This window comes from Streptomyces sp. JLYT201, from assembly GCF_059448825.1.
In genome coordinates this window covers 5,177,176-5,201,341 of sequence record NZ_CM182551.1, presented here as the reverse complement: position 1 = coordinate 5,201,341, position 24,166 = coordinate 5,177,176, and the positions used below count along the sequence as shown (strand labels likewise).

The following is a 24,166-nucleotide window of genomic DNA, read 5'->3' as shown; positions in this document are numbered from 1 at the left end:
GGGTGAGATCCTGGATCGCGTATGTCTACGCAGCCCGCCCTCACCCTCGACGCCCTCGCCCCCCGCCTCTCGGAGCTGTCGCTGCGCGACGCGCACCGCATCGGCCGGCGGCTCGAAGGTGCGCGCCGGATCCGCAAGCCCGAGGCCCGGGCCACCGTCCTCGCCGAGATCGCGACGGACATCGACCAGGCCGCCACCAGGATGGCGGGCCGCGCCGACGGCGTGCCCGCGATCACCTATCCCGAGCAGCTGCCGGTCAGCCAGAAGAAGGACGCGATCCTGGAGGCGATCCGCGACCACCAGGTCGTGATCGTCGCCGGTGAGACGGGCTCCGGCAAGACCACCCAGATCCCGAAGATCTGTCTGGAGCTCGGCCGCGGCGTGCGCGGCCTCATCGGCCACACGCAGCCACGCCGCATCGCGGCCCGTACGGTCGCCGAGCGCGTCGCCGACGAGCTGAACACACCGCTCGGCGAGGCCGTCGGCTGGAAGGTCCGCTTCACCGACCAGGTCAGCGGCAACACGTACGTGAAGCTGATGACGGACGGCATCCTGCTGGCCGAGATCCAGACGGACCGCGAGCTGCGCGCGTACGACACGATCATCATCGACGAGGCCCACGAGCGCAGCCTCAACATCGACTTCCTGCTCGGCTATCTGGCGCAGCTCCTTCCGAAGCGCCCGGACCTGAAGGTGGTCATCACCTCGGCGACCATCGACCCCGAGCGGTTCTCGCGGCACTTCGGTGACGCGCCGATCGTCGAGGTCAGCGGCCGTACGTATCCGGTGGAGGTCCGCTACCGCCCGCTCCTGGAGGAGGAGGGCGACGACCCGGACCGCGACCAGATCACCGCGATCACGGACGCGGTCGAGGAGCTCCAGGCCGAGGGCAAGGGCGACATCCTGGTCTTCCTCTCCGGCGAGCGCGAGATCCGCGACACGGCGGACGCCCTGGAGAAGAAGAAGTACAAGTTCACGGAAGTACTTCCGCTGTACGCGCGGCTCTCGCACGCCGAGCAGCACCGCGTGTTCCAGCAGCACACGGGACGAAGAATCGTCCTGGCGACCAACGTCGCCGAGACGTCCCTGACCGTGCCGGGCATCAAGTACGTCATCGACCCGGGCACGGCCCGCATCTCGCGCTACAGCCACCGCACGAAGGTGCAGCGCCTGCCCATCGAGGCGATCAGCCAGGCCAGCGCCAACCAGCGCAAGGGCCGCTGCGGCCGCACGTCCGACGGCATCTGCATCCGCCTGTACTCCGAGGACGACTTCAACGCCCGCCCGGAGTTCACGGACGCGGAGATCCTCCGGACGAACCTGGCGTCCGTCATCCTCCAGATGACCGCCGCGGGCCTCGGCGACATCGAGAAGTTCCCCTTCATCGACCCGCCGGACCACCGCAACATCCGCGACGGCGTCCAGCTCCTCCAGGAGCTCGGCGCGCTCGACCCGGCGCAGAAGGACCCGCGCAAGCGCCTCACCCAGCAGGGCCGCAAGCTGGCGCAGCTGCCGGTGGACCCGCGCCTGGCCCGCATGGTCCTGGAGGCCGACAAGAACGGCTGCGTCCGCGAGGTCATGGTGATCGCCGCCGCCCTGTCCATCCAGGACCCGCGCGAGCGCCCCGCCGACAAGCAGACGCAGGCCGACCAGCAGCACGCCCGCTTCAAGGACGAGACGTCGGACTTCCTGGCGTACCTCAACCTGTGGCGGTACGTGCGCGAGCAGCAGAAGGAGCTCGGCTCCTCCGCGTTCCGCCGCATGTGCAAGCGGGAGTTCCTGAACTTCCTGCGCATCCGTGAGTGGCAGGACATCTACACGCAGCTGCGCACGGTCGCCAAGCAGATGGGCATCCAGCTGAACGACAGCGACGCCGCCGAGAAGCAGGTGCACCTCTCGCTGCTCGCGGGCCTGCTGAGCCACATCGGCATGAAGGACGTCAAGGACGGCGCGAAGAACGAGTACCTGGGGGCGCGGAGCGCGAAGTTCGCGATCTTCCCGGGATCCGCGCTGTTCAAGAAGCCGCCGCGCTTCGTGATGTCCGCCGAGCTCGTCGAAACGTCACGCCTGTGGGCCCGGGTGAACGCGCGCGTCGAGCCGGAGTGGGTCGAGCCGCTCGCCCAGCACCTGCTCAAGCGCACGTACAGCGAGCCGCACTGGGAGAAGGACCAGGCGGCCGTGATGGCGTACGAGAAGGTGACGCTGTACGGCGTCCCGCTCGTCACCGACCGCAAGGTGAACTACGGGCGGATCGACCCCGAGGTCTCCCGCGACCTGTTCATCCGCAACGCGCTCGTCGAGGGCGACTGGCGCACGCACCACAAGTTCTTCGCCGACAACCGCAGGCTGCTCACCGAGGTCGAGGAGCTGGAGCACCGGGCGCGGCGCCGCGACATCCTCGTCGACGACGAGACGCTCTTCGACTTCTACGACCAGCGCGTGCCCGAGGACGTGGTCTCGGGCGCCCACTTCGACTCCTGGTGGAAGAAGAAGCGCCACGACGAGCCGGAGCTGCTCGACTTCGAGCGGTCCATGCTCATCAACGAGCGCGCGGGCGACGTGTCGAAGGACGACTATCCCGACTCGTGGCGCCAGGGACCGCTGAAGTTCCGGGTGACGTACCAGTTCGAGCCGGGCGCGGACGCGGACGGCGTGACGGTCCACATCCCGCTCCAGGTGCTCAACCAGGTCTCGGCGGAGGGCTTCGACTGGCAGATCCCCGGCCTGCGCGAGGAGGTCGTCACGGAGCTGATCCGCTCCCTGCCGAAGCCGATCCGCCGCAACTACGTCCCGGCGCCGAACTACGCCAAGGAGTTCCTGAAGCGCGCGACGCCCCTCCAGGAGCCGCTGCACCTCACGCTGGCCCGTGAGCTGCAGAAGATGGTGGGCGTGCCGGTGCACGGCGACGACTTCGATCTGAGCCGCGTGCCCGACCACCTGAAGATCACCTTCCGGATCACCGACGAGCGGCGCCGCAAGCTCGCCGAGGACAAGGACCTGGAGGCCCTCAAGCTCCAGCTCAAGCCGAAGGCCCGCAAGGCCCTGTCGAAGGCGGCGGCCGCCACGGCGGAGCGCACGGGCGGCGCCACCATCGAGCGCACCGGCCTCACGGACTGGACCATCGGGACGCTGAACCGCGTCTTCGAGACCCGCAGGGCGGGCCAGCCGGTGAAGGCCTTCCCGGCCCTGGTCGACGACGGCGACACGGTCTCCGTACGCCTCTTCGACACCGAGGCGGAGCAGGCCCAGGCCATGTGGAAGGGCACGCGCCGGCTCATCCTGCGCAACATCCCGGTGAATCCGGCCAAGTTCGCCCAGGACAAGCTGACCAACCAGCAGAAGCTCGCCCTGTCCGCGAACCCGCACGGCTCCATGCCCGCGCTGTTCGCCGACTGCGCGACCGCCGCCGCGGACAAGCTGATCGCGGACTTCGGCGGTCCGGTGTGGGACGAGGAGTCGTACCGCAAGCTCTACGAGAAGGTGCGCGCCGAGATCGTCGACACGACGGTCCGCACGGTCGCGCAGGTCCAGCAGGTCCTCGCCGCCTGGCAGGCCTGTGAGCGGCGCCTGAAGTCGACGCGGAGCCCCGCGCTGCTCGCCAACCTCCAGGACGTACGGGAGCAGCTGGACGGCCTCATCAAGCCCGGTTTCGTCACCGGGACGGGCATCCGCAGGCTCCAGGACCTGATGCGCTACATGGTCGCCGCCGACCGCCGGCTCCAGCAGATGCCGGCGAACGCGCAGCGGGACACCACGCGCATGGAGAAGGTCCGCGAGATGCGCGACGAGTACGCCTGGCTCCTGGAGCAGCTGCCGCAGGGCCGCCCGGTCCCGCAGGAGGTCCTGGACATCCGCTGGATGATCGAGGAGCTGCGCGTCAGCTACTTCGCCCACGCGCTGGGCACGGCCTACCCCGTCTCGGACAAGCGCATCGTGAAGGCCATCGACGCGGCGGTGCCGTAACCGGTCGGGCACGCAGGGTGAGTTCGACCGCTGGCCTGCACTCCTGTACAGTCCTTCTCGCAGCGCAACGCAGTACGGCGCCGCGAAACCTGGTCCTGTGGAGCAGTTTGGAGTGCTCGCCACCCTGTCAAGGTGGAGGCCGCGGGTTCAAATCCCGTCAGGACCGCAAGTGAAGCGGGCCGCATCCTCTGGATGCGGCCCGCTTTCGTGTTTCGGCAGCACACGCGTGAACAAGGAAGGCCGCAGCGGGCCGCGACCCGGATGCTTCAAGCCCGTCCGGCGTTTGAGGACGAGCCCGCAGGGCGACGATCCAGCCGGTCCGGCGCCTGAGGACGAGCCCGCAGGGCGATGCCCCGCCCAAGGCCCACGGCCCGTTCCCGCACTCGCCTCCTTGACGGCGTCACATTCCGCCGGTACCCCAATCAGCAGGACCCAGGGGCCCAGGGGCGGCCACGCCCCCAGGAGGTGACGCATGACGCCAGTCCCCGCATCCGCGCGGCACGAGACGCGCGCCCTGCTGCGCGCCCATCTCGCCGCGGCGTCCAGCTACCGCCACGTGACCCGGCACTGCCCCATCTGCCACCGGCTGCTCCGCCTGGCCATGGAGCCCGCCGACGACGCTCACGAGGCCACAGAGGCGCCCGAGACCGGCGAAGGGCGCCCGGAGCAATGCGAGGACGAAAGTCCCCCCAAGGCATGACCAAAGCCGCCGCGAGCGCCACCCCCGCGATGGGAAGCTGAGAGCCACGGAAGCGGGCGCGTCCGCCGCGAGAGGCGGGGGCGTTCGCCCCGTGAGGGGCGGGAGTGTCCGCCCGTGAGGGGCGGGGATGTTCGCCCCGTCCGGGCGCTACGCCCCATTAGCGCAAGGGCGACTGGAGCAACAAGACACGGTGCGTGTGACGGTAGTCACCGGATGAGTTTCAGAAACCGTTGAACTTACACCCGCCCTACAACAGGTCAATCTAATATGTGCAATTGCACCTACCGGTAGAGCCTCGCGATGCGCGCTGTTGAGCGCCTGTGAGCCGCCTTGTTGAAGCCTGGGAGAGCGTGTAGGGCGAGCGGCCCCGGCACCGGAGCCCGGGCACAAAAAAGATCGCGCTGGACCCGGCGGAGTCCAGCGCGATCGACGACGCACCCAAGTGGCTCAGGCAGGGGCCCCGTTGGGGCAGGACCCGCGTCGTGTGGAGCTATGGGTCGGACGGTACGGCCGGGTTGGGGGACCCGGCAGCGATGGTGCTCTTCGTCCGATGTGCACTTCTTGCTGCGATAACGCCCTGCGTCAGGCCTCGCTGCGCTGCTGCGGAATGCCCGCGAGCAGTGCGCGGACCTCGGCCTCGCGGTATCGGCGGTGCCCGCCGAGCGTGCGAATCGACGTGAGCTTGCCAGCCTTGGCCCAGCGCGTGACCGTCTTGGGGTCGACGCGGAACATCGTGGCAACCTCAGCCGGGGTCAGCAGCGGCTCGGCATCAGGGGTGCGAGCGGTCATGAGCGGCCTCCTCGGGAGAACCGAACCTTCTCGGTTCATTCCTCTAAATTCTGCACCTTGACCCGCGTTGCCCGAAATGGCGGACGCGAGTCGAGTCGGTTATAGGACGAACGGCTTGTCCTCGGCACTACAACTACACCATCCGTCCAGCCGCGTCGGCCAAACCGATGGAATTGCCCTCCCAGGTGTCCATCAGCGACGGAAGCCGATGGACCATGCCATAGCGGACAGTCACGCCACAGTGACGATCAGTCACAGAGCGATCAGGAGTCAACAGACCCCCCATAGCGTGCAATGCAGAGCATTCCGCCCGTAGTTGGACGGAAGGAGCCCTGTCCGGACTCCTTGTCCTATTTTGGCATGAGGAAGGCTGATCGGCGCAAGGGTCAGTTAAGTGCGGTCCATCACGCTTGAGGCAAAGGCCCGGATCGGGACCTACGTCCCGGCGGCGGGACAGGGAAAGCCCAGGATGCACTACTTCCAGGGGAAAACCACCGGCTCGGTGTTACGGCTTCGTCAAGAAGACGACGTCAGTTCGAGAACTGCCGCTCCCGGACCGCGCGCCACCGCTCGACGAGCCGCGCGTACGCCTCGCCCGCGCCCACGCCGTCTCCGTCGCGCAGCGCCTCGATGCCCGCCGCCACGTCCGCCGCCGAGTGGTCCTCGTCGAGCGTCTCCGCCGACAGCGTGTGCACCAGGCCGCCGTAGTCCAGCTCGACGAGCGAGCGCGGATGGAACTCCTCCAGCCACCGGCCCACGTCCACCAGGCCGTCGATGAGCGGCCCCTCGTCCATGGCGTTCCGCAGCGCCTTCAGGCCGCGCGCGACCCGGCGCCTCGCCTGCACCATCGGCGTGCGGTAACGCAGCACGGGCGCCGCGGCCACGGGCGGTTCGCCCCCGTCGGCGGCGTCGGCGTACGCCGTGTCGTAGAAGCGCTCCTCGTCCGCGACGAGCACGAACCAGTTCAGCGGGACGTGCCAGGTCGCCGTGCGGATCCAGGGGCGCGCGTCGGGGTTGCGCACCAGCCAGGCCTCGTAGTCAGCGGCCGCCTGCCGGCGCACCACCGGCGGGATGACCGCGTCGAGGACCGGCGCGGGCAGCAGTCCGGCCAGTTCGTCGAGGGCCTGCCAGCCGCGCAGCCGGGTGCGCCAGGGGCAGACGCACACCACGCCGTCCGCCTCGACCACGAAGGCCTCCCGGCTCTCGTGCACCGGCACCGGGATCGGCGGCGTGGGCGCCAGGTCCGCCAGGGAGGCCCGCAGTTCGTCCTGGTAGGAGGGCCGCTCCGGGCGGCGTGCGTAGCGCGCCCAGTGGGTGCGCTCGGGCTCGGGGAAGGCGGCGAGGGGCTCGTACACGCGCAGGTACGACGCGTACGGGACGACCACCGAGGACACCTTGGGCACGGCTCCTCCCCTCCCCCGCCCACCGGCTGGAAAACACTGCAAATCGTGCCATGGCCGAACACCGCCGTACTCCGTCTCGCAGCCCGGGAGAGTGACCCCCGCGAAGAGGGGACAGAGTCTTGCCGACCTCCGTGCGGCGGCGGGGCCCCGCGAGGCTCTACTCTCATGCCACAACGGGACCCGCCACCCGCACGGGCACCCGTCCAACCGCCGCTATGTATCCGGGAGTCACCACCGTGACCGATGTAACCGACGGCGTCCTGCACACCCTGTTCCAGTCGGACCAGGGGGGTCATGAGCAGGTCGTGCTCTGCCAGGACCGCGCCAGCGGACTGAAGGCCGTCATCGCCATCCACTCCACCGCCCTGGGCCCCGCCCTCGGCGGCACGCGCTTCTACCCCTACGCCACCGAGGAGGCGGCCGTCGCCGACGCGCTGAACCTCGCGCGCGGGATGTCGTACAAGAACGCCATGGCCGGGCTCGACCACGGCGGGGGCAAGGCCGTCATCATCGGCGACCCGGACAAGATCAAGAGCGAGGAGCTGCTCCTCGCCTACGGCCGCTTCGTGGCCTCCCTCGGCGGCCGCTACGTGACGGCCTGCGACGTCGGCACGTACGTGGCGGACATGGACGTCGTGGCGCGCGAGAGCCGCTGGACGACCGGCCGCTCGCCCGAGAACGGCGGCGCGGGCGACTCCTCGGTCCTGACCGCCTTCGGCGTCTTCCAGGGCATGCGGGCGTCCGCCGAGACCCTGTGGGGCGCGCCCACGCTGCGCGGCCGCAAGGTCGGCGTCGCGGGTGTCGGCAAGGTCGGGCACATCCTCGTCGAGCACCTCGTCGAGGACGGCGCCGAGGTCGTGATCACGGACGTGCGCGCGGACTCCGTGCGCCGCATCACGGACAAGCACCCGCAGGTCTCCTCGGTCGCGGACACCGAGGCCCTGATCCGCACGGAGGGCCTCGACGTGTACGCGCCGTGCGCGCTCGGCGGTGCCCTGAACGACGACACCGTGCCGGTCCTCACCGCCCGGGTGGTGTGCGGCGCGGCCAACAACCAGCTCGCGCACCCCGGCGTCGAGAAGGACCTCGCCGACCGCGGCATCCTCTACGCCCCGGACTACGTGGTGAACGCGGGCGGCGTGATCCAGGTCGCCGACGAGCTGCACGGCTTCGACTTCGACCGCTGCAAGGCGAAGGCCGCGAAGATCTACGACACCACGCTCGCCATCTTCGCGCGCGCGAAGGCGGACGGCATACCGCCCGCCGCCGCGGCCGACAGGATCGCCGAGCAGCGCATCGCGGAGGCCCGCCGCGGCTGACGCGTACCGGGCGAAAGGCTGCGGAACGTGTCCGAATGATGGCGGAACGCAGCCCGGGGACAACTGAATACGGCCTCCAGAACGGCCTGATTGGGCCCTGACAAGGCTCTCCTCGGGGCCCGCCGGCGTCATCGGGAGAGAAGACTCACGCCCGTCGGCGGGTCGCCCGCCAAGAAGAGGTTAAAATCGCAGCTGACCAGCGAGGAAAGGGCTCCTTGCCGGTCGTGCGCCCAGGCGCGTCCTGCGGGCGACGTACCGTATGGCCGCAGGAACAGGTACCGTGGAAGCCCTACGGACCGGTCTCTCCACGGAGAGCCCGTTCCGGATCATGAACGCGTGTCAAGACTCTGGGGCCATGAGCCCCGATACCGAGGGGGTCGAGCCATGGGGCGCGGCCGGGCCAAGGCCAAGCAGACAAAGGTCGCCCGCCAGCTGAAGTACAACAGCGGCGGGACTGACCTGTCGCGTCTGGCCAATGAGCTGGGCGCTTCGACTTCGCAGCAGCCGCCGAATGGCGAGCCGTTCGAGGACGAGGACGACGAAGACCCGTACGCGCAGTACGCGGATCTGTACAACACCGACGACGATGACGACGAGGACGCGGACGAGTCCGGCCCGTCGCAGCAGCGCCGCGGCGCTTGACCTCGTAGTTCGGTTCTTCGCGCGGTAAGGGTCCGCACCTCTCGCGGACAGCGCGACAACGCACTTCACCCGGTCCGGGCAGCTTGCCGGACCGGGTTTCGTGCTGTGCGGGCGGGGATTGCCCGGCCGTGGACTACTTGGCGTAGTCGCCGACGAGCTCGGCTCCCGTGGCGTGGTCGCCGCGGTCGGTGATCTCGCCCGCGACCCAGGACTCGACACCGCGGTCGGCGAGCGTCGCCAGGGCCACGTCGACCGAGTCCTCGGGCACGACGGCGATCATGCCGACGCCCATGTTCAGGGTCTTCTCCAGCTCCAGGCGCTCGACCTGCCCCGCCGTGCCGACGAGGTCGAAGACGGCGCCCGGCGCCCAGGTGGAGCGGTCGACGGTGGCGTGCAGGCCGTCCGGGATGACCCGGGCCAGGTTCGCCGCGAGGCCGCCGCCGGTGACGTGGCTGAACGCGTGCACGTCGGTGGTGCGGGTCAGCGCCAGACAGTCCAGGGAGTAGATCTTGGTGGGCTCCAGGAGCTCCTCGCCGAGCGTGCGGCCGAACTCCTCGACCTGCTGGTCCAGAGTCATCTTCGCGCGGTCGAAGACCACGTGCCGGACCAGCGAGTACCCGTTGGAGTGAAGCCCGGAGGACGCCATGGCGACGACCGCGTCACCCTTACGGATGCGATCCGGGCCGAGCAGGCGGTCGGCCTCCACGGCGCCCGTGCCCGCGCCCGCGACGTCGAAGTCGTCCGGGCCGAGCAGGCCCGGGTGTTCGGCCGTCTCGCCGCCGACGAGCGCACAGCCCGCGAGCACACAGCCCTCGGCGATGCCCTTGACGATGGCGGCGACGCGCTCGGGGTGGACCTTGCCGACGCAGATGTAGTCGGTCATGAACAGCGGCTCGGCGCCGCACACGACGATGTCGTCCATGACCATGGCGACCAGGTCGTGGCCGATGGTGTCGTACACGCCGAGCTGCCGGGCGAGGTCGACCTTGGTGCCGACCCCGTCCGTGGCGGAGGCGAGCAGCGGCCGCTCGAAGCGCTTGAGGGCGGAGGCGTCGAAGAGCCCGGCGAAGCCGCCGAGGCCGCCGAGGCCCGCCACCTCCGGACGCTGGGTCTTCTTGACCCACTCCTTCATGAGCTCGACAGCGCGGTCGCCCGCCTCGATGTCGACGCCCGCCGCGGCGTAGGAGGCACCAGTACCAGCAGTTGTCTCAGACATTGCCTGGGGTCTTTCGGGGTTGATGATGGGGCTCAGGGGCGACGGATCGCGTCGGCTGCGGCCGTGGCCGCCGGGCCCGCGGCCAGCTCCGTCTCCAGGAGCTGCTTGCCGAGCAGCTCGGGGTCGGGCAGCTCCATCGGGTACTCGCCGTCGAAGCAGGCGCGGCACAGGTCCGGCTTGTCGATGGTGGTCGCCTCGATCATGCCGTCGATGGAGATGTACGACAGGGAGTCGGCGCCGAGCGAGGTGCCGATCTCGTCGATGGTCATGCCGTTGGCGATGAGCTCGGCGCGGGTCGCGAAGTCGATGCCGAAGAAGCACGGCCACTTCACGGGTGGCGAGGAGATCCGCACGTGCACCTCGGCGGCGCCCGCCTCGCGGAGCATCTTGACGAGGGCGCGCTGGGTGTTGCCGCGGACGATCGAGTCGTCGACGACCACCAGGCGCTTGCCCCTGATGACTTCCTTGAGGGGGTTCAGCTTCAGCCGGATGCCCAGCTGGCGGATGGTCTGGGAGGGCTGGATGAAGGTCCGCCCGACATAGGCGTTCTTGACGAGGCCGGCGCCGAAGGGGATGCCGGAGGCCTCCGCGTAGCCGATCGCGGCGGGGGTGCCGGACTCGGGCGTCGCTATGACCAGGTCCGCGTCGACCGGCGCTTCCTTGGCCAGTTTTCGCCCCATCTCGACGCGCGAGAGGTAGACGTTGCGACCCGCGATGTCGGTGTCGGGGCGGGCCAGGTAGACATACTCGAAGACACAGCCCTTGGGCTTCGCTTCCGCGAATCGCGAGGTGCGCAGGCCGTTCTCGTCGATGGCGACGAACTCGCCGGGCTCGATCTCGCGGACGAAGCTGGCACCGCAGATGTCGAGCGCGGCGGACTCCGAGGCGACGACCCAGCCGCGCTCCAGGCGGCCGAGGACCAGCGGGCGGATGCCCTGCGGGTCGCGGGCGGCGTACAGCGTGTGCTCGTCCATGAAGACGAGGCTGAAGGCGCCCCGCACCTGCGGCAGCACCGCGGCCGCGGCTTCCTCTATGGTCAGCGGCTTGCCGTCGGCGTCGGTCTGGCCCGCGAGCAGCGCGGTGACCAGGTCCGTGTCGTTGGTCGCGGCGACCTGGGTCGCGCGGCCGTTCTCCTTCGGCAGGTCGGCGACCAGCTCGGCGAGCCGGGCCGTGTTGACGAGGTTGCCGTTGTGGCCGAGGGCGATGGAGCCGTGGGCCGTGGCGCGGAAGGTGGGCTGGGCGTTCTCCCACACCGAGGCTCCGGTGGTCGAGTAGCGGGCGTGTCCGACCGCGATATGACCTTGGAGGGAGCCGAGGGAAGTCTCGTCGAAGACCTGGGAGACCAGGCCCATGTCCTTGAAGACGAGGATCTGGGAGCCGTTGCTGACCGCGATTCCCGCGGATTCCTGACCCCGATGCTGGAGGGCGTAGAGCCCGAAGTACGTGAGCTTTGCGACCTCTTCGCCCGGAGCCCAGACACCGAAGACGCCGCAAGCGTCCTGGGGGCCTTTCTCGCCGGGGAGCAGATCGTGATTGAGTCGACCGTCACCACGTGGCACGGCACCGAGTGTAGGCGAGATCGACCACTGGTCCGAATTGGGGATACGGGTCCTGTACGGAGCGTAGGCGGGTGCTTGACGGGGTCTCTGAGGGCCTCGGCTGAATATGTACGTTCCGCCAAGCGGCCCGGCCGAGGACCCCCCGGCGGACCCCTTGCCGATCTTTCGTCGGCGGGGTTGCTTCAGCCGTGCGAAGGGCTCGTGAACAGGCACGACAGGGCGTTGACAGCCCCCTGCGGGCTCCGTGAGGCTCCTCATTCATGCAGCCCTCCGGAGACCCGTCGGCGGTCCCGCTCGTATGGCGCCGCCATGTCGATCTGGCCCGCGTCGCGAGCGCGATCTGTCGTCACGCCCTCTGAGCCGGTCTTCCATTTCGCCCCGTTTCAGGGCGGTTTGACGCTCTGGCCCATGGGACGTTTGTCACGCTGAAACGTTCCCCCTTCGGGTCGCTTCGGGGTGCTTTCCGCCTCCGGCGCCCGGCTCCCCCCGCGCTCCGGCGCGCTCCCGCCGCCCTGCACGGGCCGCTTCTCCGCCCCCGCGGGCCGCGCCCGCCGCCCGCCCCACGGGGGCATCCGCACGCCCCCGCGCAGGGGGCCCTCCCCGCCCAGGAGTCCTTTGTGTCTTCGTACGAGAGCCCACGGGCTCCCCTGTCCCGGCGCGCCTTCACCGGGGGTGTGGCAGGCGCCGCCACCGCCGTCGGGATCGGTGCGGGCGAGGCCGTCGCCGCGCCCGCCGAGCGGCCCTTCGCCGCCCGCGAGGAGCACGACCGGCGGGCCGGCCGACGGCCCAACATCCTCTTCGTCCTCGGCGACGACCTCGGCTGGGCCGACCTGTCGTCCTACGGCTCGCCGCACATCAGAACCCCGCACCTGGACCGCCTGGCCCGCCAGGGCGTGCGCTTCACCCAGGCCTACTCCGGCTCGGCGACCTGCTCCCCCACCCGCTTCAGCCTGTACACCGGGCGCTTCCCCGGGCGGACGAAGGGCGGGCTCGCCGAGCCCATCGCCGACAGGTCGGTGGGCCTGGAGCCCACCCACCCCACGCTCGCCTCGCTGCTGCGCGGCGCCGGGTACGCGACCGCGCTCATCGGCAAGTGGCACTGCGGCTACCTGCCGGACTACTCGCCCACCAAGTCGGGCTGGGACGAGTTCTTCGGGAACTTCGGCGGGGCCCTGGAGTACTACTCCAAGCTCGGTCTGGGCGGCGAGTACGACCTGTACGAGGGCGACGCGGCCTACAAGGACCTGCGCTACTACACGCGGATCCTGACCGAGCGGGCGAGCGAGTACGTCCGGCGCGACCACGACCGGCCGTGGCTGCTCAACCTCAACTTCACCACCCCGCACTGGCCCTGGATAGCCGACGGCGACACCGAGGTCAGCGCGGAGATCGTGCGGCGCATCAAGGCCGGGGACCGCGGTGCCCTCCAGCACCGGGACGGCGGGTCGATCGCCAAGTACACGGAGATGGTGCAGGACCTGGACCGGTCGATCGGGCACGTGCTGCACGCCCTGAAGAAGTCCGGCCAGGAGCGCGACACCCTCGTCTTCTTCGCCTCCGACAACGGCGGCGAGCGCTTCTCCTACAACTGGCCGCTGTCCGGGAACAAGGGCTCGCTGCGGGAGGGCGGCATCCGGGTGCCGACGATCCTGCGCTGGCCCGCCCGGATCGACGGCGGGCAGGTCAGCGACCTGCCCGTGTACACGCCCGACTGGACGGCGACGCTGCTCGAACTCGCCGGGGCCCGGCCCGAGCAGGACCGGCCGCTCGACGGCACGAGCCTCGCCGGGTATCTGCTGCGCGGCACCGAGCCGCGCGAGCGGGACCTGTTCTGGCGGGTGCGCGGCGAGCGGGCGCTGCGGCGCGGGCCGTGGAAGTACTACCGCGGCAAGGGCGGCGCGGACCAGCTCTTCCACCTGGGCCGCGACCAGCGGGAACAGGCGGATCTGGCGCTCCGTGAGCCCGCGCTCCTCGCGGAGCTGCGGACGGCGTGGGAGCGGACGGAGGCGGGCCTGCTGCCGTATCCGACGGCGTGAGGGCTCCCGTCACGAAGGCGCGGACGCGCGGTGTGCCGGTGCGGACGCACGGTGGACCGGTGCGGGCGGGCGGTGGGCCGGTGCGGACGCACGGTGGACCGGTGCGGGCGGGCGGTGGGTCGGGGCGGGCGGGCGGTGGGCCGGCCGTCCGGCGCGCGCTCGTGCCGGGCTACTTCTTCGCGTCGGCGTTCGCGTCGACGGTCGCGGTCGCGGTCACGACCGTGCCGTCCTTCGCCGTGAGCGTGAGGCCGTCCTTCTTGACCTGGTACTGGGCCTTGCCCTCGAACAGCTTGAGCAGGTCGCGTTCGGTCTTCGCCTTGGCGCCCGTGCACATCATGCGGGTCAGCTTCGGCGTGCCGAAGGCGAGGGTGCCGTCGCGGGACTCGGCCTTGCCGGTGACGTCGTTGCAGCCGAGGTTGCCGCGCACGGTGCCGTCCTTGCCGAAGACCAGCCGGGCCTTGCCCGCGACCTGCTTCGGCAGGGGCCGCGCCGAGCCGCCCTCGCCCACGGAGTCCACGGTCCAGACGGTGCCTTGGAGCGGGGCGCCGGGGGCCACCGGCTTGCTGGTCAGGGCGATCCGGTCGCCGTCGGCGTTGGTGAGGGTGAGGCGGTCGTCGTCGACGCTGGCCTTGAGCGTGCCGTCGATGGCGCGGGCGAGGCTGTTCTCGAAGTCGAGCGCCTCGCAGGCCATCTCGGTGTGCACGCCGGGCTTGAAGCGGACGGTGTCGCCCTTCACGGAGACGTCGGCGCCGTAGCCGTTGCAGCCGAAGTTGCCGCCGGTGCCGCCCTTTCCGCCGAGTCGTACGTAGACGTCGTCGGGCGCCTTCTGCTTCCTGCCGTCGACGGTGAGGCTCTCGACGTTCCAGCGCACGCCGGTCAGGGACGCCTTGGAGCCGCCGGAGCCGGCGTCCGCCTTGGCGGGTTTGCCGGAGTCGTTCGATCCGGACTCCGAGCCGCAGGCGGCGAGCAGACCTGCGGCGAAGAGGACGGTGAGGGTCTGGGTAACGCGCTGCTTGTACATGTCACTGTGACGGGGCGACGGGCGGACCGGTTCCCCTCGCGCCCACGGCTCTTGGGCCCCGCCGCCCGACGGGCGCCGCGGCCTTCCGGGCCCACCGCCCGGCGGGCCCCGCGGCCTTCGCGGCCCGCCGCCCGACGCTCCCGCGGCCCTCTGCCCGCTACGACATGAGCGGCAGGAGCCCGCCCAGATCCGCCCGCTCCCCGCTCGCGCCGACCTTCGCCGCGTCGAGTGCGGCGGCCCAGGTCGTCCGCCCCGTCGCGAGCCGGATCCAGGTCAGCGGATCGGTCTCGACGACGTTGGGCGGGGTGCCCCGGGTGTGCCGGGGGCCCTCGACGCACTGCACCACGGCGTACGGCGGGATCCGCACCTCCACCGCGCCGCCGGGGGCCTTGAGCGCCAGGGTGTCGGCGAGCAGCCGGGTGCAGGCGGCCAGCGCCTGGCGGTCGTACGGGACGTCGAGGCCGGGCACGGCGTCGTTCAGGTCGTCGGTGTGCACGACGAGTTCGACGGTCCGGGTGACCAGGAAGTCGGCGAGGGTCATGCCGCCGAACCGCATCTGGACGAGCCGGGTGCCGGGCGTGGCGGGCAGCGCCTTCGCGAGCCGGTCGGCGGCCTGCCCGAACAGGGCGTCGAGGTCCGCGGGGCCGTCCACGAGGGCGCGGACGTCCTCATCGACCCGGCCCGCCGCCGACGACGTCTGGAACGCCCAGTTCTGCAGGGTGACATCGGCCCTGTCCGGCTCGGGCTCGGCCAGGGCGCGCGCGACCGAGCCGAGCGCCATCGTCAGATGCGCGGCCAGTTCGCGCACGCTCCAGTCGCCGAGCCGGGTGGGCCGGGCGAGTTGCTCCTCCGAGAGGCCCGCGACCGCCTCCCGCACGGTCGCGAACTGGGTGAGGACGGCGGTGCGGATCTTCGTCGGGTCGTACGCGCGGGCGCGCTTCTTGGCCGGTGGCATAGCCGGAGCCTAAGCCTTGACCGCGAACCCGCTGAGGCCTTTTTCCAGCAGGTCGAAGGCGGCCCTGGCGTGCCGCTCGGTGTCCGCCGCGATCGCGTCGAGCGGCTCCCCGGCCATGCGGCGGCGCATCGCGTCGGAGCAGACCGCGTTGCGTACGCCGATGAGCTGCGCGGCGGCGACCTGGGCGAGCACCGACTCGACGGTCTCCTCGGCGAGCGCCTCGGCGAGCAGGGTCTGGCCGCGCATGTGGAAGTCGTGCGCCCGCTTGAGCAGGACGGGGGTCTCCAGGATGAGCCGCAGCGTCTGGAGCGAGCGCCGGTCGTCGCTGAGGCCGACGGCCGGGGAGCGCTCCGCGATCGCGCCGAGCAGCTGGCGGCGCACGGCGTCCACGGCGGACTCGCCGGGGGCACGGTCGCGCACCGCGTCGGCGACGTCGGCGACGTGCTCCTCCATCGGCCCGAGGATCAGATCCTCCTTCGTACCGAAGTAGTTGAAGACGGTCATCTTCGATACGTCGGCGGCCTCGGCGATCTCGGCGACGGACACCTTGTCGAAGCCCCGCTCGATGAAGAGGTCCACCGCGGCCCGCCATATGCGCTCGGCGGTCTGTCGCTTCTTGCGCTCGCGCAGCCCGGGCCGACGGGCCTGGGGCGCCTCAGCGGCGGCCAGCGCGTCTCTCTGTGCCATGCTCCGCATTGTATGCGGACGTTTTTTGCCCGAGATCAAAGATGTACTAGAGATCAAAGATGTACCGGGTCAGGGATTCACCGGGACAGGGACTTCGAGGAGGCGTCGGCCGCGGGCGCCTCCGCCGTGAAGACCTCCCTGTTGGCGGGCACCCCGATCCCGCGCCAGCGGAACGGGACGCCGCGTGCCGTGTCGATGTCGGGGCCGTCCATGAGCTGGAAGTGCACGTGCGGCTCGGTGGAGTTGCCGGAGTTCCCGCACTGCCCGATGACCTGGCCCTCGCGCACCCGGTCCCCGGCGCGCACGGTGAGGGAGCCGCGCCGCACGTGCGCGTACGCGGCGTGGACGCCGTCGCCCAGGTCGAGGACGACGTGGTTGCCGATCACGCGGCGGGGCGGGGCGGCACCGCGCACCGTGCCTTCGACGAAGAGGAAGTAGAGGAGCCCGAGCAGCGAGTTGCGGCTGAGGTGGTCGCGCTGGCGGTCCTCCGCGTGCACCACGGTCGCGTCGGCCACGGCGAGCAGCGGGGCACCGAAGGCGGGGAAGGCGCTGCCGCGCCGGGCCACGGGCCAGAGCCAGGCGAAGCCGGGCCGCGCGTGCTCCCCGGACGCGTCGCCCTCGGCCGTGATGTCGATGGCGTAGGTCTGGGCGAGGGCGTGCGTGCCGTGGCTCGGCACCTTGTCGGCCGGGCTGTTGAGCGCGGACCAGCGGCCGGTGACGGGGGCCGCCACCTCGACGGGAGCCGGCGGGGCGCTCACCGTCTGCTGCCGCGCCGTGCGCCCCAGCAGCAGGCCGATGCCGATGGCGGCCACGGCCGGGAGCCAGCCCAACCAGTAGTTGTACGGCAGGTCGACGAAGAACCCCGCGGTCACCTGCGCGAAGAAGACCAGCCACAGGAGGCGGCGGAGGACGGCGGCGGACTTGCGTATGGACATGGTGGTTCCCCCTGGCGGTCGTGGTGTGGTCAGGGCCGGGCGGCCGCGACGAAGACGAGCAGCGGCACCACGCGGTCCGCCGGCACCTGGTAGCGGCCGCGGGCCGTGGTGTGCAGCCAGCCCGCGCCGGTCAGCTGGCGCAGGTGGTGGTAGATCTGGCCGGTGGTGCCGACCCCGTCGAGCGCGGCGAGCTCCGCGACGGTGCGGCGGCCGCCGAGGACCTCGCGCAGCAGCCGCAGCCGCACGGCGTGGCCGAGCGCGGCGAAGGAGTCGGCGGCCTCGGACCAGTCGCCGTCGAGGAGCGCCTCGGTGAACTGGCCGGTCTGCCAGTCGTAGCGCTCCCCGGTCGGCAGCCGCACCGCCCCCGTGTACAGCACGCCGCCGTCGGTGGCGCCGTGCTCGGCGAGCTGCGCCTTCAGGCCTTCGAGCGCCCAGAAGTCGCTCTCGCTCACGGCGGGCGCGGCCTTGTCGTGTTCGCGGCCCGCGCCCTCCAGTGCCGCCATGCGCCGTTCGAGCTCGGCGACGCGTTCCTCAAGCTCCATGACCGTAGATTACGTAATTACGTAACTCCAAACAAGTTCAGGCCAGCGGGGCACGTTCCAGACACGACAGAGCCCCCGCCCGGACCGGGTCCGGGCGGGGGCTCGACGAGCGGTCGCCCCGAGGGGGCTTGAGGCCGTCCTAGGCGAAGAGGCCGGGAATCGTCTGCGTGTGGGCCTCGCGCAGCTCGCTCAGGGACAGCGCGAACTGGCCCTGCACCTCGACGGAGTCGCCGTCCACGACACCGATGCGCGTGGCCGGGAGCCCCCGGGCGCCGCACATGTCGGTGAAGCGGAGCTCCTCGCTGCGCGGCACGGACACGACCGCGCGGCCCGCCGACTCGGAGAGGAGGAAGGTGAACGCGTCGCCCGTGGCGGAGCCACTATGGGACAGCGTGTCGGGCACGACGAGCCGCGCGCCGTTGCCACCGCGCAGGCAGGACTCCACGACCGCCTGGATCAGGCCGCCGTCGGACAGGTCGTGCGCGGCGTCGATCATGCCGTCGCGCGAGGCCGAGATCAGGATCTCGGCGAGCAGCCGCTCGCGCTCCAGGTCGACCTTGGGCGGCAGACCGCCCAGGTGGTCGTGGACGACCTGGGACCAGGCCGAGCCGCCGAACTCCTCGCCGGTGTCACCGAGCAGGTAGAGGAGCTGGCCCGCTTCCTTGAAGGCGACCGGCGTGCGGCGCGTGACGTCGTCGATGACGCCGAGCACGGCCACGACGGGCGTCGGGTGGATCGCCGTCTCGCCGGTCTGGTTGTACAGCGAGACGTTGCCGCCGGTGACCGGGGTCCCCAGCGCCAGACAGCCGTCCGCCAGACCACGCGTGGCCTCGGCGAACTGCCACATCACGGCCGGGTCCTCGGGGGAGCCGAAGTTCAGGCAGTTGGAGATGGCGAGCGGCCGGGCGCCGGAGGCCGCGACGTTGCGGTACGACTCGGCGAGCGCGAGCTGCGCGCCCGCGTACGGGTCGAGCTTCGCGTACCGGCCGTTGCCGTCGGTGGCCATGGCGACGCCGAGGTTGGTCTCCTCGTCGATGCGGACCATGCCCGCGTCCTCGGGCTGGGCGAGCACCGTGTTGCCCTGCACGAAGCGGTCGTACTGGTCGGTGATCCACGCCTTGGAGGCCTGGTTCGGGGACGCCACGACCTTCAGGACCTGGTCCTTGAGCTCCTCGGCGGTCGCCGGGCGCGGCAGCTTGCCCGCGTCGTCGGCCTGGAGGGCGTCCTGCCAGCTGGGGCGCTCGTAGGGGCGGTGGTAGACCGGGCCCTCGTGCGCGACCGTGCGCGGCGGGACGTCCACGATCTGCTCGCCGTGCCAGAAGATCTCCAGGCGCTCGCCGTCCGTCACCTCACCGATGACGGTCGCGATGACGTCCCACTTCTCGCAGATCTCCAGGAAGCGGTCGACCTTGCCGGGCTCGACGATCGCGCACATGCGTTCCTGCGACTCGCTCATGAGGATCTCCTCAGGAGACAGCGTCGCGTCGCGCAGCGGCACGGTGTCCAGCTCGACGCGCATGCCGCCCGAACCGGCGGACGCCAGCTCGCTGGTGGCACAGGAGAGCCCGGCGCCGCCGAGGTCCTGGATGCCGTCGACCAGCTTCTCCTTGAAGATCTCCAGGGTGCACTCGATGAGGAGCTTCTCCTGGAAGGGGTCGCCGACCTGCACGGCGGGGCGCTTGGCGGGGCCGGTGGACTCGAAGGTCTCCGAGGCCAGGACGGACACGCCGCCGATGCCGTCGCCGCCCGTGCGGGCGCCGTACAGGATGACCTTGTTGCCCGCCCCGGACGCCTTGGCGAGGTGAATGTCCTCGTGCTTCATCACGCCGATGCAGCCGGCGTTGACCAGCGGGTTGCCCTGGTAGCAGGCGTCGAAGACGACCTCGCCGCCGATGTTCGGCAGGCCCAGGCAGTTGCCGTAGCCGCCGATGCCCGCGACCACGCCGGGCAGGACGCGCTTGGTGTCGGGGTGGTCGGCGGCGCCGAAGCGCAGCGGGTCCACGACCGCGACCGGGCGCGCGCCCATCGCGAGGATGTCGCGCACGATGCCGCCGACGCCGGTCGCGGCGCCCTGGTACGGCTCGATGTACGAGGGGTGGTTGTGCGACTCGACCTTGAAGGTGACCGCGTAGCCCTGGCCGACGTCGACGACGCCCGCGTTCTCGCCGATGCCGACGAGCATCGCGTCGTTCTCGGGGACCTTCTCGCCGAACTGCTTCAGATGGACCTTGCTGCTCTTGTACGAGCAGTGCTCGGACCACATGACGGAGTACATGGCGAGTTCGGCGCCGGTCGGGCGGCGGCCGAGGATCTCGCGGATGCGCGCGTACTCGTCCTCCTTGAGGCCCAGTTCGGCCCAGGGCAGCGCGGTCTCGGGGGTCTCCCCCGCGTGCTTGACGGTGTCGAGGGTCATCGGGCGTCCACCAGCTTCTTCAGGATCGAGGTGAAGAACCCCAGGCCGTCCGTGCGGCCGGTCCCGATCAGCGGCTCCACCGCGTGCTCGGGGTGCGGCATGAGACCGACGACGTTGCCCGCCTCGTTCGTGATGCCCGCGATGTCGCGCAGCGAGCCGTTCGGGTTCACGTCCAGATAGCGGAAGGCGACGCGGCCCTCGGCCTCCAGCATGTCGAGGGTGCGCTCGTCGGCGACGTAGCGTCCGTCGATGTTCTTCAGCGGGATGGAGATCTCCTGGCCCGCCTCGTAGTCGGCGGTCCAGGCGGTCAGGGCCGACTCGACCCGCAGCTTCTGGTCGCGGCAGATGAAGTGCAGGTGGTTGTTGCGCAGCATCGCGCCGGGGAGCAGGTGCGTCTCGGTCAGGACCTGGAAGCCGTTGCAGATCCCGAGGACCGGCATTCCCGCCCTGGCCTGGTCGATGACCGACTCCATGACGGGCGAGAAACGCGAGATGGCGCCCGCCCGCAGATAGTCGCCGTAACTGAAACCGCCGGGCAGCACCACGGCGTCGACCTGCTTGAGGTCCTTGTCGCGGTGCCACAGCGGCACCGCCTCCGCGCCCGCCACGCGCACGGCGCGCTGCGTGTCACGGTCGTCCAGGGTTCCAGGGAATGTGACGACTCCGATTCGGGCAGTCACTTCTGGGCCCCCGCGGATGCCTCGGTGGCTTCCACCTTTACGACGAAGTCCTCGATCACGGTGTTGGCGAGGAAGGTTTCCGCCATCTCGTGGATACGGGCGAGCGCGGCGTCGTCCACCGGCCCGTCCACTTCGAGTTCGAAGCGCTTTCCCTGACGTACATCGGAGATGCCCTGGAATCCGAGGCGCGGCAGTGCACGCTGCACCGCCTGTCCCTGGGGGTCGAGGATCTCCGGCTTGAGCATGACGTCGACTACGACGCGTGCCACTGGCACTCCCGGTGTGTGGTGCTTGCGTGTGCTGCCAGGCGTGGTGCTGAGCAGGTTCCTTCAGACTACCCGTACAAAAATTCTACCCGCGTAGATTCGTAGCAACATACGTGACGCCAGTCACTTTGCCTCATGGATCGGCCGGTCATCCGGGTGTCGCCCCCGGTGCGTGCGCGAAAAATCCCGGAAAAGATCACAGCTCGCCATTGCGCCGGGCACCGCCCGCCGGACAGTCTGCTGAGGTGCGCGCCGGAGCCGCATTCCGGACGGGCCGCCCCCGGAACACGCGGTGAGATTTAGCCGACTTCCCGCTTCATTGCCCGGCCCTGTACAAAGGAATTGGCAATAGCCGATACTTTGTCCCAAAACTGCCGGACAGTCGGCATCAGCGCATGTCATATGCGGTGCGGCCGCACGAAAGGACCGATATTCGTGGCGCAGCGTGTCGTGGTCACTCTCTATGACGACATCGACGGCTCAGAAGCGGCGGAAACGGTCGCCTTCGGTCTCGACGGAAGGTCGTACGAGATCGACCTCAACGAAACCAATGCCGAGAAACTTCGCAAGGTGCTGGCCCCCTACCTGCAGGCGGCCCGCAAGAAGTCGAAGTCCGGCAAGGTCTACCGCCACACGGCGGTGACGGCCGACCCGGCCGCCGTGCGCGCCTGGGCCCGCTCCCACCAGCTCGACGTGCCGCCCAGGGGCCGCATCCCGAAGAAGGTGTACGAGGCCTTCGAAGCCGCCAACTGACCTCCGGCCGGGCCCGTCGCCGTCCCCGGCCGGAGCCGCCCACAGGGGTGCTGCGCAGCCGACTTGCGCGGCACCCCTGGTGATCAGCTAAAGTCTGGAGCACGCCGAGGGGCGAGGCCGAAAGGCCGAATCCCACAGCAGTGTGCGGGTGTAGTTCAGTAGTAGAACATCCCCCTTCCAGGGGGAAGGCGCAGTGTGCGATCCCTGTCACCCGCTCCACATCGGTCACCGACCACCCTTCCGGGTGCGGTAGGCTGGTGCTCGCACCGATCGGTGAAAGCCGGTCGGGAGCAGATGCGAACGTAGCTCAGTTGGTAGAGCGCAACCTTGCCAAGGTTGAGGTCGCGAGTTCGAACCTCGTCGTTCGCTCCACAAGGAGAAGCCCGGTACCCCAGGTACCGGGCTTCTTGCTGTTCCCACCTGTTCCCACCTGTTCCCATCTGACATTTGTCATGGGTGCCGATGACAGGCCGCACTGCCGGACCGCCCCCGCTCGCGGAACGCTTGAGCCATGACAGAGCACGTGATCGACGTCACCGACCTGCGGCGGACCTACGCGGGCGGCTTCGAAGCGGTCCGGGGAATCTCGTTCACCGTGGGACAGGGCGAACTGTTCGCCCTCCTGGGGACGAACGGCGCGGGCAAGACCTCCACCGTCGAACTCCTGGAAGGCCTCACCGAACCGGCCGCGGGCGAGATCCGCGTCCTCGGGCACGACCCCTACCGCGACCGGGCCGCGGTGCGCCCGCGCATCGGCGTGATGCTCCAGGAGGGCGGCTTCCCCTCCGAGCTGACCGTCACCGAGACCGCGCGCATGTGGGCCGGGTGCACCAGCGGGGCCCGGCCCGTCGCCGAGGCCCTGGAGGCCGTCGGGCTCGGCAGGCGCGGCGACACCCGCGTGAAGCAGCTCTCCGGCGGCGAGAAGCGCCGGCTCGACCTCGCGATGGCGCTCATGGGCGACCCCGAGGTCCTGTTCCTCGACGAGCCGACCACCGGGCTCGACGCCGAAGGCCGCCGCGAGACCTGGGAGTTGGTGCGCGCCCTGCGGGACAACGGCACCACGGTGCTGCTCACCACGCACTACCTGGAGGAGGCCGAGCAGCTCGCCGACCGCCTCGCGATCATGCACGAGGGCCGCATCGCCGCCTCCGGACGCGTCGCCGACGTCGTCGCCACCCAGCCCTCGCAGATCTCCTTCGACCTGCCCGACGGCTACTTCCCCGGCGACCTGCCGCCGCTCGCCGACCTCGGCGTGAGCGACCACGAACTGGTGGGCCGCACGGTGCGGCTGCGCACCGGCACGCTCCAGCGCTCCGCGACCGAACTGCTCGTCTGGGCCCAGCGGACAGGCGTCGAACTGCGCGGGCTCGACATCCGCGCCGCCTCCCTCGAAGAGGCCTTCCTGCGGATCGCCCGGGACGCGACGGCCGCCGACGCCACGGCCGGGACCCAGACCAACACCGAGGAGGCAGCGGCATGAGCACCCTGACCACGACGCGCCCCGCGCGGGAGCGCACCGCGCGCACCACCCCCGCCGGACGCATGCGGGCCCTCGCCCGCGCCGAGCTGACCCTGCTCGGCCGCAGCAAGGGCACGCTGTTCGCGGCGCTCTTCGTGCCGCTCGTCCTGCCGTTCAGCGTGCGCCAGGCCGCCGAGGAGGCGGACCTGGAGGGCACCGGCCTGTCCGTCGGCTCGGTCGTCCTGCCCGGCGCGATCGGCTTCTCCCTGCTCTTCGCCGTCTACTCGGCACTGGTCAACGTGTACGCGGCCCGGCGCGAGGAGCTCGTCCTCAAGCGGCTGCGCACCGGCGAGGTCCGGGACGCGGAGATCCTCGCGGGCGCCGCGCTCCCCTCCGTGGCCGTCGGCCTCGTCCAGTCGCTGCTCCTGACCGCGGGCTGTCTCGCGCTGCTCGACGTGGGCGCGCCCGAGGCGCCGTACTACGCCGTCCTGGGGCTGCTCCTCGGCCTCGTGCTGTGGCCCCTGCTCGCGGCCGTCACGGCGAGCTTCAGCCGGAGCGTGGAGAGCGCGCAGGTCGCGGCCATGCCCCTGCTGCTCGTGTCGTTCCTCGGCTCCGGGGCGATGGTGCCGCTCGAAGTGATGCCGGACCAGCTCGCCGACGTCTGCGCGCTCCTGCCGCTCTCCCCCGTGATCGAGCTGATCCGCGGCGGCTGGACCGGGCAGCTGTCCTTCACCGAGGCGCTCGGCACCCTCGCGACCGCGGTGGCCTGGATCGCGCTCGGCGTGTTTGCTGTACGCCGGTGGTTCCGCTGGGAACCGCGCCGCTGAG

21 protein-coding genes and 3 tRNA genes are annotated in these 24,166 nt (G+C 70.7%); 12 read left to right on the top strand and 12 right to left on the bottom strand.

The features are described from left to right. The first annotated feature begins 21 nt into the window (after nucleotides 1–21). The 3 genes from hrpA (at nucleotide 22) to AC5WAM_RS21660 (ending at nucleotide 4,663) form a co-directional block, all read left to right on the top strand. On the top strand, nucleotides 22–3,963 hold the full coding sequence (hrpA, locus tag AC5WAM_RS21670) for an ATP-dependent RNA helicase HrpA (protein WP_495518530.1): 3,942 nt from the start codon (nucleotides 22–24) through the stop codon (nucleotides 3,961–3,963). Between the two features lie 91 nt (nucleotides 3,964–4,054). Continuing rightward, a tRNA-Asp gene (locus AC5WAM_RS21665) sits at nucleotides 4,055–4,129 on the top strand. A 306-nt stretch (nucleotides 4,130–4,435) separates the two neighbouring features. Further along, the gene (locus tag AC5WAM_RS21660) at nucleotides 4,436–4,663 is read left to right on the top strand and encodes a DUF6274 family protein (RefSeq protein WP_366790911.1); all 228 of its coding nucleotides are present in this window, start codon (nucleotides 4,436–4,438) and stop codon (nucleotides 4,661–4,663) included. A 582-nt stretch (nucleotides 4,664–5,245) separates the two neighbouring features. Here the strand turns inward: AC5WAM_RS21660 and bldC are convergent. Together bldC and AC5WAM_RS21650 are read right to left on the bottom strand one after the other, a co-directional pair. Continuing rightward, on the bottom strand, nucleotides 5,246–5,452 hold the full coding sequence (gene bldC, locus AC5WAM_RS21655) for a developmental transcriptional regulator BldC (protein ID WP_003949541.1): 207 nt from the start codon (nucleotides 5,450–5,452) through the stop codon (nucleotides 5,246–5,248). A 530-nt stretch (nucleotides 5,453–5,982) separates the two neighbouring features. Beyond that, nucleotides 5,983–6,855, bottom strand: coding sequence for a DUF8083 family protein (locus AC5WAM_RS21650; protein WP_495518529.1), 873 nt, complete (start codon nucleotides 6,853–6,855; stop codon nucleotides 5,983–5,985). 236 nt (nucleotides 6,856–7,091) lie between these two features. Here AC5WAM_RS21650 and AC5WAM_RS21645 point away from each other — a divergent pair, with 236 nt between their 5' ends. Then, on the top strand, nucleotides 7,092–8,174 hold the full coding sequence (locus AC5WAM_RS21645; protein WP_495518528.1) for a Leu/Phe/Val dehydrogenase: 1,083 nt from the start codon (nucleotides 7,092–7,094) through the stop codon (nucleotides 8,172–8,174). Nucleotides 8,175–8,558: 384 nt separating this feature from the next. Beyond that, nucleotides 8,559–8,816, top strand: a complete 258-nt coding sequence (locus tag AC5WAM_RS21640) for a DUF3073 domain-containing protein (RefSeq protein WP_138960531.1) — start codon at nucleotides 8,559–8,561, stop codon at nucleotides 8,814–8,816. 133 nt (nucleotides 8,817–8,949) lie between these two features. Here the strand turns inward: AC5WAM_RS21640 and purM are convergent, their stop codons facing one another. Both purM and purF read right to left on the bottom strand, forming a co-directional pair. After that, nucleotides 8,950–10,032, bottom strand: coding sequence for a phosphoribosylformylglycinamidine cyclo-ligase (gene purM / locus AC5WAM_RS21635; protein ID WP_495518527.1), 1,083 nt, complete (start codon nucleotides 10,030–10,032; stop codon nucleotides 8,950–8,952). A 32-nt stretch (nucleotides 10,033–10,064) separates the two neighbouring features. Further along, nucleotides 10,065–11,591, bottom strand: coding sequence for an amidophosphoribosyltransferase (gene purF, locus AC5WAM_RS21630; protein ID WP_366790907.1), 1,527 nt, complete (start codon nucleotides 11,589–11,591; stop codon nucleotides 10,065–10,067). A 260-nt stretch (nucleotides 11,592–11,851) separates the two neighbouring features. Here purF and AC5WAM_RS21625 point away from each other — a divergent pair, with 260 nt between their 5' ends. Next, nucleotides 11,852–11,950 (top strand): putative leader peptide, encoded by a 99-nt coding sequence (locus tag AC5WAM_RS21625; protein WP_495518526.1) that lies wholly within the window; start codon nucleotides 11,852–11,854, stop codon nucleotides 11,948–11,950. Between the two features lie 258 nt (nucleotides 11,951–12,208). Beyond that, nucleotides 12,209–13,627 (top strand): sulfatase-like hydrolase/transferase, encoded by a 1,419-nt coding sequence (locus tag AC5WAM_RS21620; protein ID WP_366790905.1) that lies wholly within the window; start codon nucleotides 12,209–12,211, stop codon nucleotides 13,625–13,627. Nucleotides 13,628–13,796: 169 nt separating this feature from the next. On the opposite strand, the gene AC5WAM_RS21615 is transcribed toward AC5WAM_RS21620, so the two are convergent. The 8 genes from AC5WAM_RS21615 to purS form a co-directional block, all read right to left on the bottom strand. Further along, a complete protein-coding gene (locus AC5WAM_RS21615; protein ID WP_495518525.1) occupies nucleotides 13,797–14,648 on the bottom strand; it encodes an META domain-containing protein in 852 nt (283 codons plus the stop codon). Nucleotides 14,649–14,805: 157 nt separating this feature from the next. Next, entirely contained in the window at nucleotides 14,806–15,603 is a 798-nt protein-coding gene (locus AC5WAM_RS21610) for a maleylpyruvate isomerase family mycothiol-dependent enzyme (protein ID WP_366790902.1), read from the bottom strand. Between the two features lie 9 nt (nucleotides 15,604–15,612). Further along, nucleotides 15,613–16,290, bottom strand: a complete 678-nt coding sequence (locus AC5WAM_RS21605; RefSeq protein ID WP_366790900.1) for a TetR/AcrR family transcriptional regulator — start codon at nucleotides 16,288–16,290, stop codon at nucleotides 15,613–15,615. Between the two features lie 77 nt (nucleotides 16,291–16,367). Further along, nucleotides 16,368–17,225 carry a M23 family metallopeptidase gene (locus tag AC5WAM_RS21600; protein ID WP_495518524.1) on the bottom strand — a complete coding sequence of 286 codons (858 nt, stop codon included), beginning with the start codon at nucleotides 17,223–17,225 and terminating at the stop codon, nucleotides 16,368–16,370. A 29-nt stretch (nucleotides 17,226–17,254) separates the two neighbouring features. After that, nucleotides 17,255–17,767 (bottom strand): ArsR/SmtB family transcription factor, encoded by a 513-nt coding sequence (locus AC5WAM_RS21595; protein WP_495518523.1) that lies wholly within the window; start codon nucleotides 17,765–17,767, stop codon nucleotides 17,255–17,257. 139 nt (nucleotides 17,768–17,906) lie between these two features. Further along, nucleotides 17,907–20,180 (bottom strand): phosphoribosylformylglycinamidine synthase subunit PurL, encoded by a 2,274-nt coding sequence (gene purL, locus AC5WAM_RS21590; protein WP_495518522.1) that lies wholly within the window; start codon nucleotides 20,178–20,180, stop codon nucleotides 17,907–17,909. Beyond that, nucleotides 20,177–20,860 carry a phosphoribosylformylglycinamidine synthase subunit PurQ gene (purQ, locus tag AC5WAM_RS21585; RefSeq protein WP_138960541.1) on the bottom strand — a complete coding sequence of 228 codons (684 nt, stop codon included), beginning with the start codon at nucleotides 20,858–20,860 and terminating at the stop codon, nucleotides 20,177–20,179. Before purQ ends, purL begins: the two co-directional genes overlap by 4 nt. After that, entirely contained in the window at nucleotides 20,857–21,129 is a 273-nt protein-coding gene (gene purS, locus AC5WAM_RS21580) for a phosphoribosylformylglycinamidine synthase subunit PurS (RefSeq protein ID WP_138960542.1), read from the bottom strand. The genes purQ and purS overlap by 4 nt, the downstream gene beginning before the upstream one ends. A gap of 432 nt (nucleotides 21,130–21,561) precedes the next feature. Here purS and AC5WAM_RS21575 point away from each other — a divergent pair, with 432 nt between their 5' ends. From AC5WAM_RS21575 to AC5WAM_RS21555, 5 genes are all read left to right on the top strand, one after another. Next, complete coding sequence (locus AC5WAM_RS21575) at nucleotides 21,562–21,879, top strand: histone-like nucleoid-structuring protein Lsr2 (RefSeq protein WP_030685668.1); 318 nt, start codon at nucleotides 21,562–21,564, stop codon at nucleotides 21,877–21,879. 144 nt (nucleotides 21,880–22,023) lie between these two features. Then, nucleotides 22,024–22,098: transfer RNA gene (locus tag AC5WAM_RS21570), tRNA-Gly, on the top strand. Nucleotides 22,099–22,175: 77 nt separating this feature from the next. Next, a tRNA-Gly gene (locus AC5WAM_RS21565) sits at nucleotides 22,176–22,251 on the top strand. A gap of 139 nt (nucleotides 22,252–22,390) precedes the next feature. After that, nucleotides 22,391–23,359 carry an ABC transporter ATP-binding protein gene (locus tag AC5WAM_RS21560; protein ID WP_366790896.1) on the top strand — a complete coding sequence of 323 codons (969 nt, stop codon included), beginning with the start codon at nucleotides 22,391–22,393 and terminating at the stop codon, nucleotides 23,357–23,359. Next, complete coding sequence (locus AC5WAM_RS21555; RefSeq protein ID WP_366790895.1) at nucleotides 23,356–24,165, top strand: ABC transporter permease; 810 nt, start codon at nucleotides 23,356–23,358, stop codon at nucleotides 24,163–24,165. The genes AC5WAM_RS21560 and AC5WAM_RS21555 overlap by 4 nt, the downstream gene beginning before the upstream one ends. The last annotated feature ends 1 nt before the right edge of the window (nucleotide 24,166 follow it).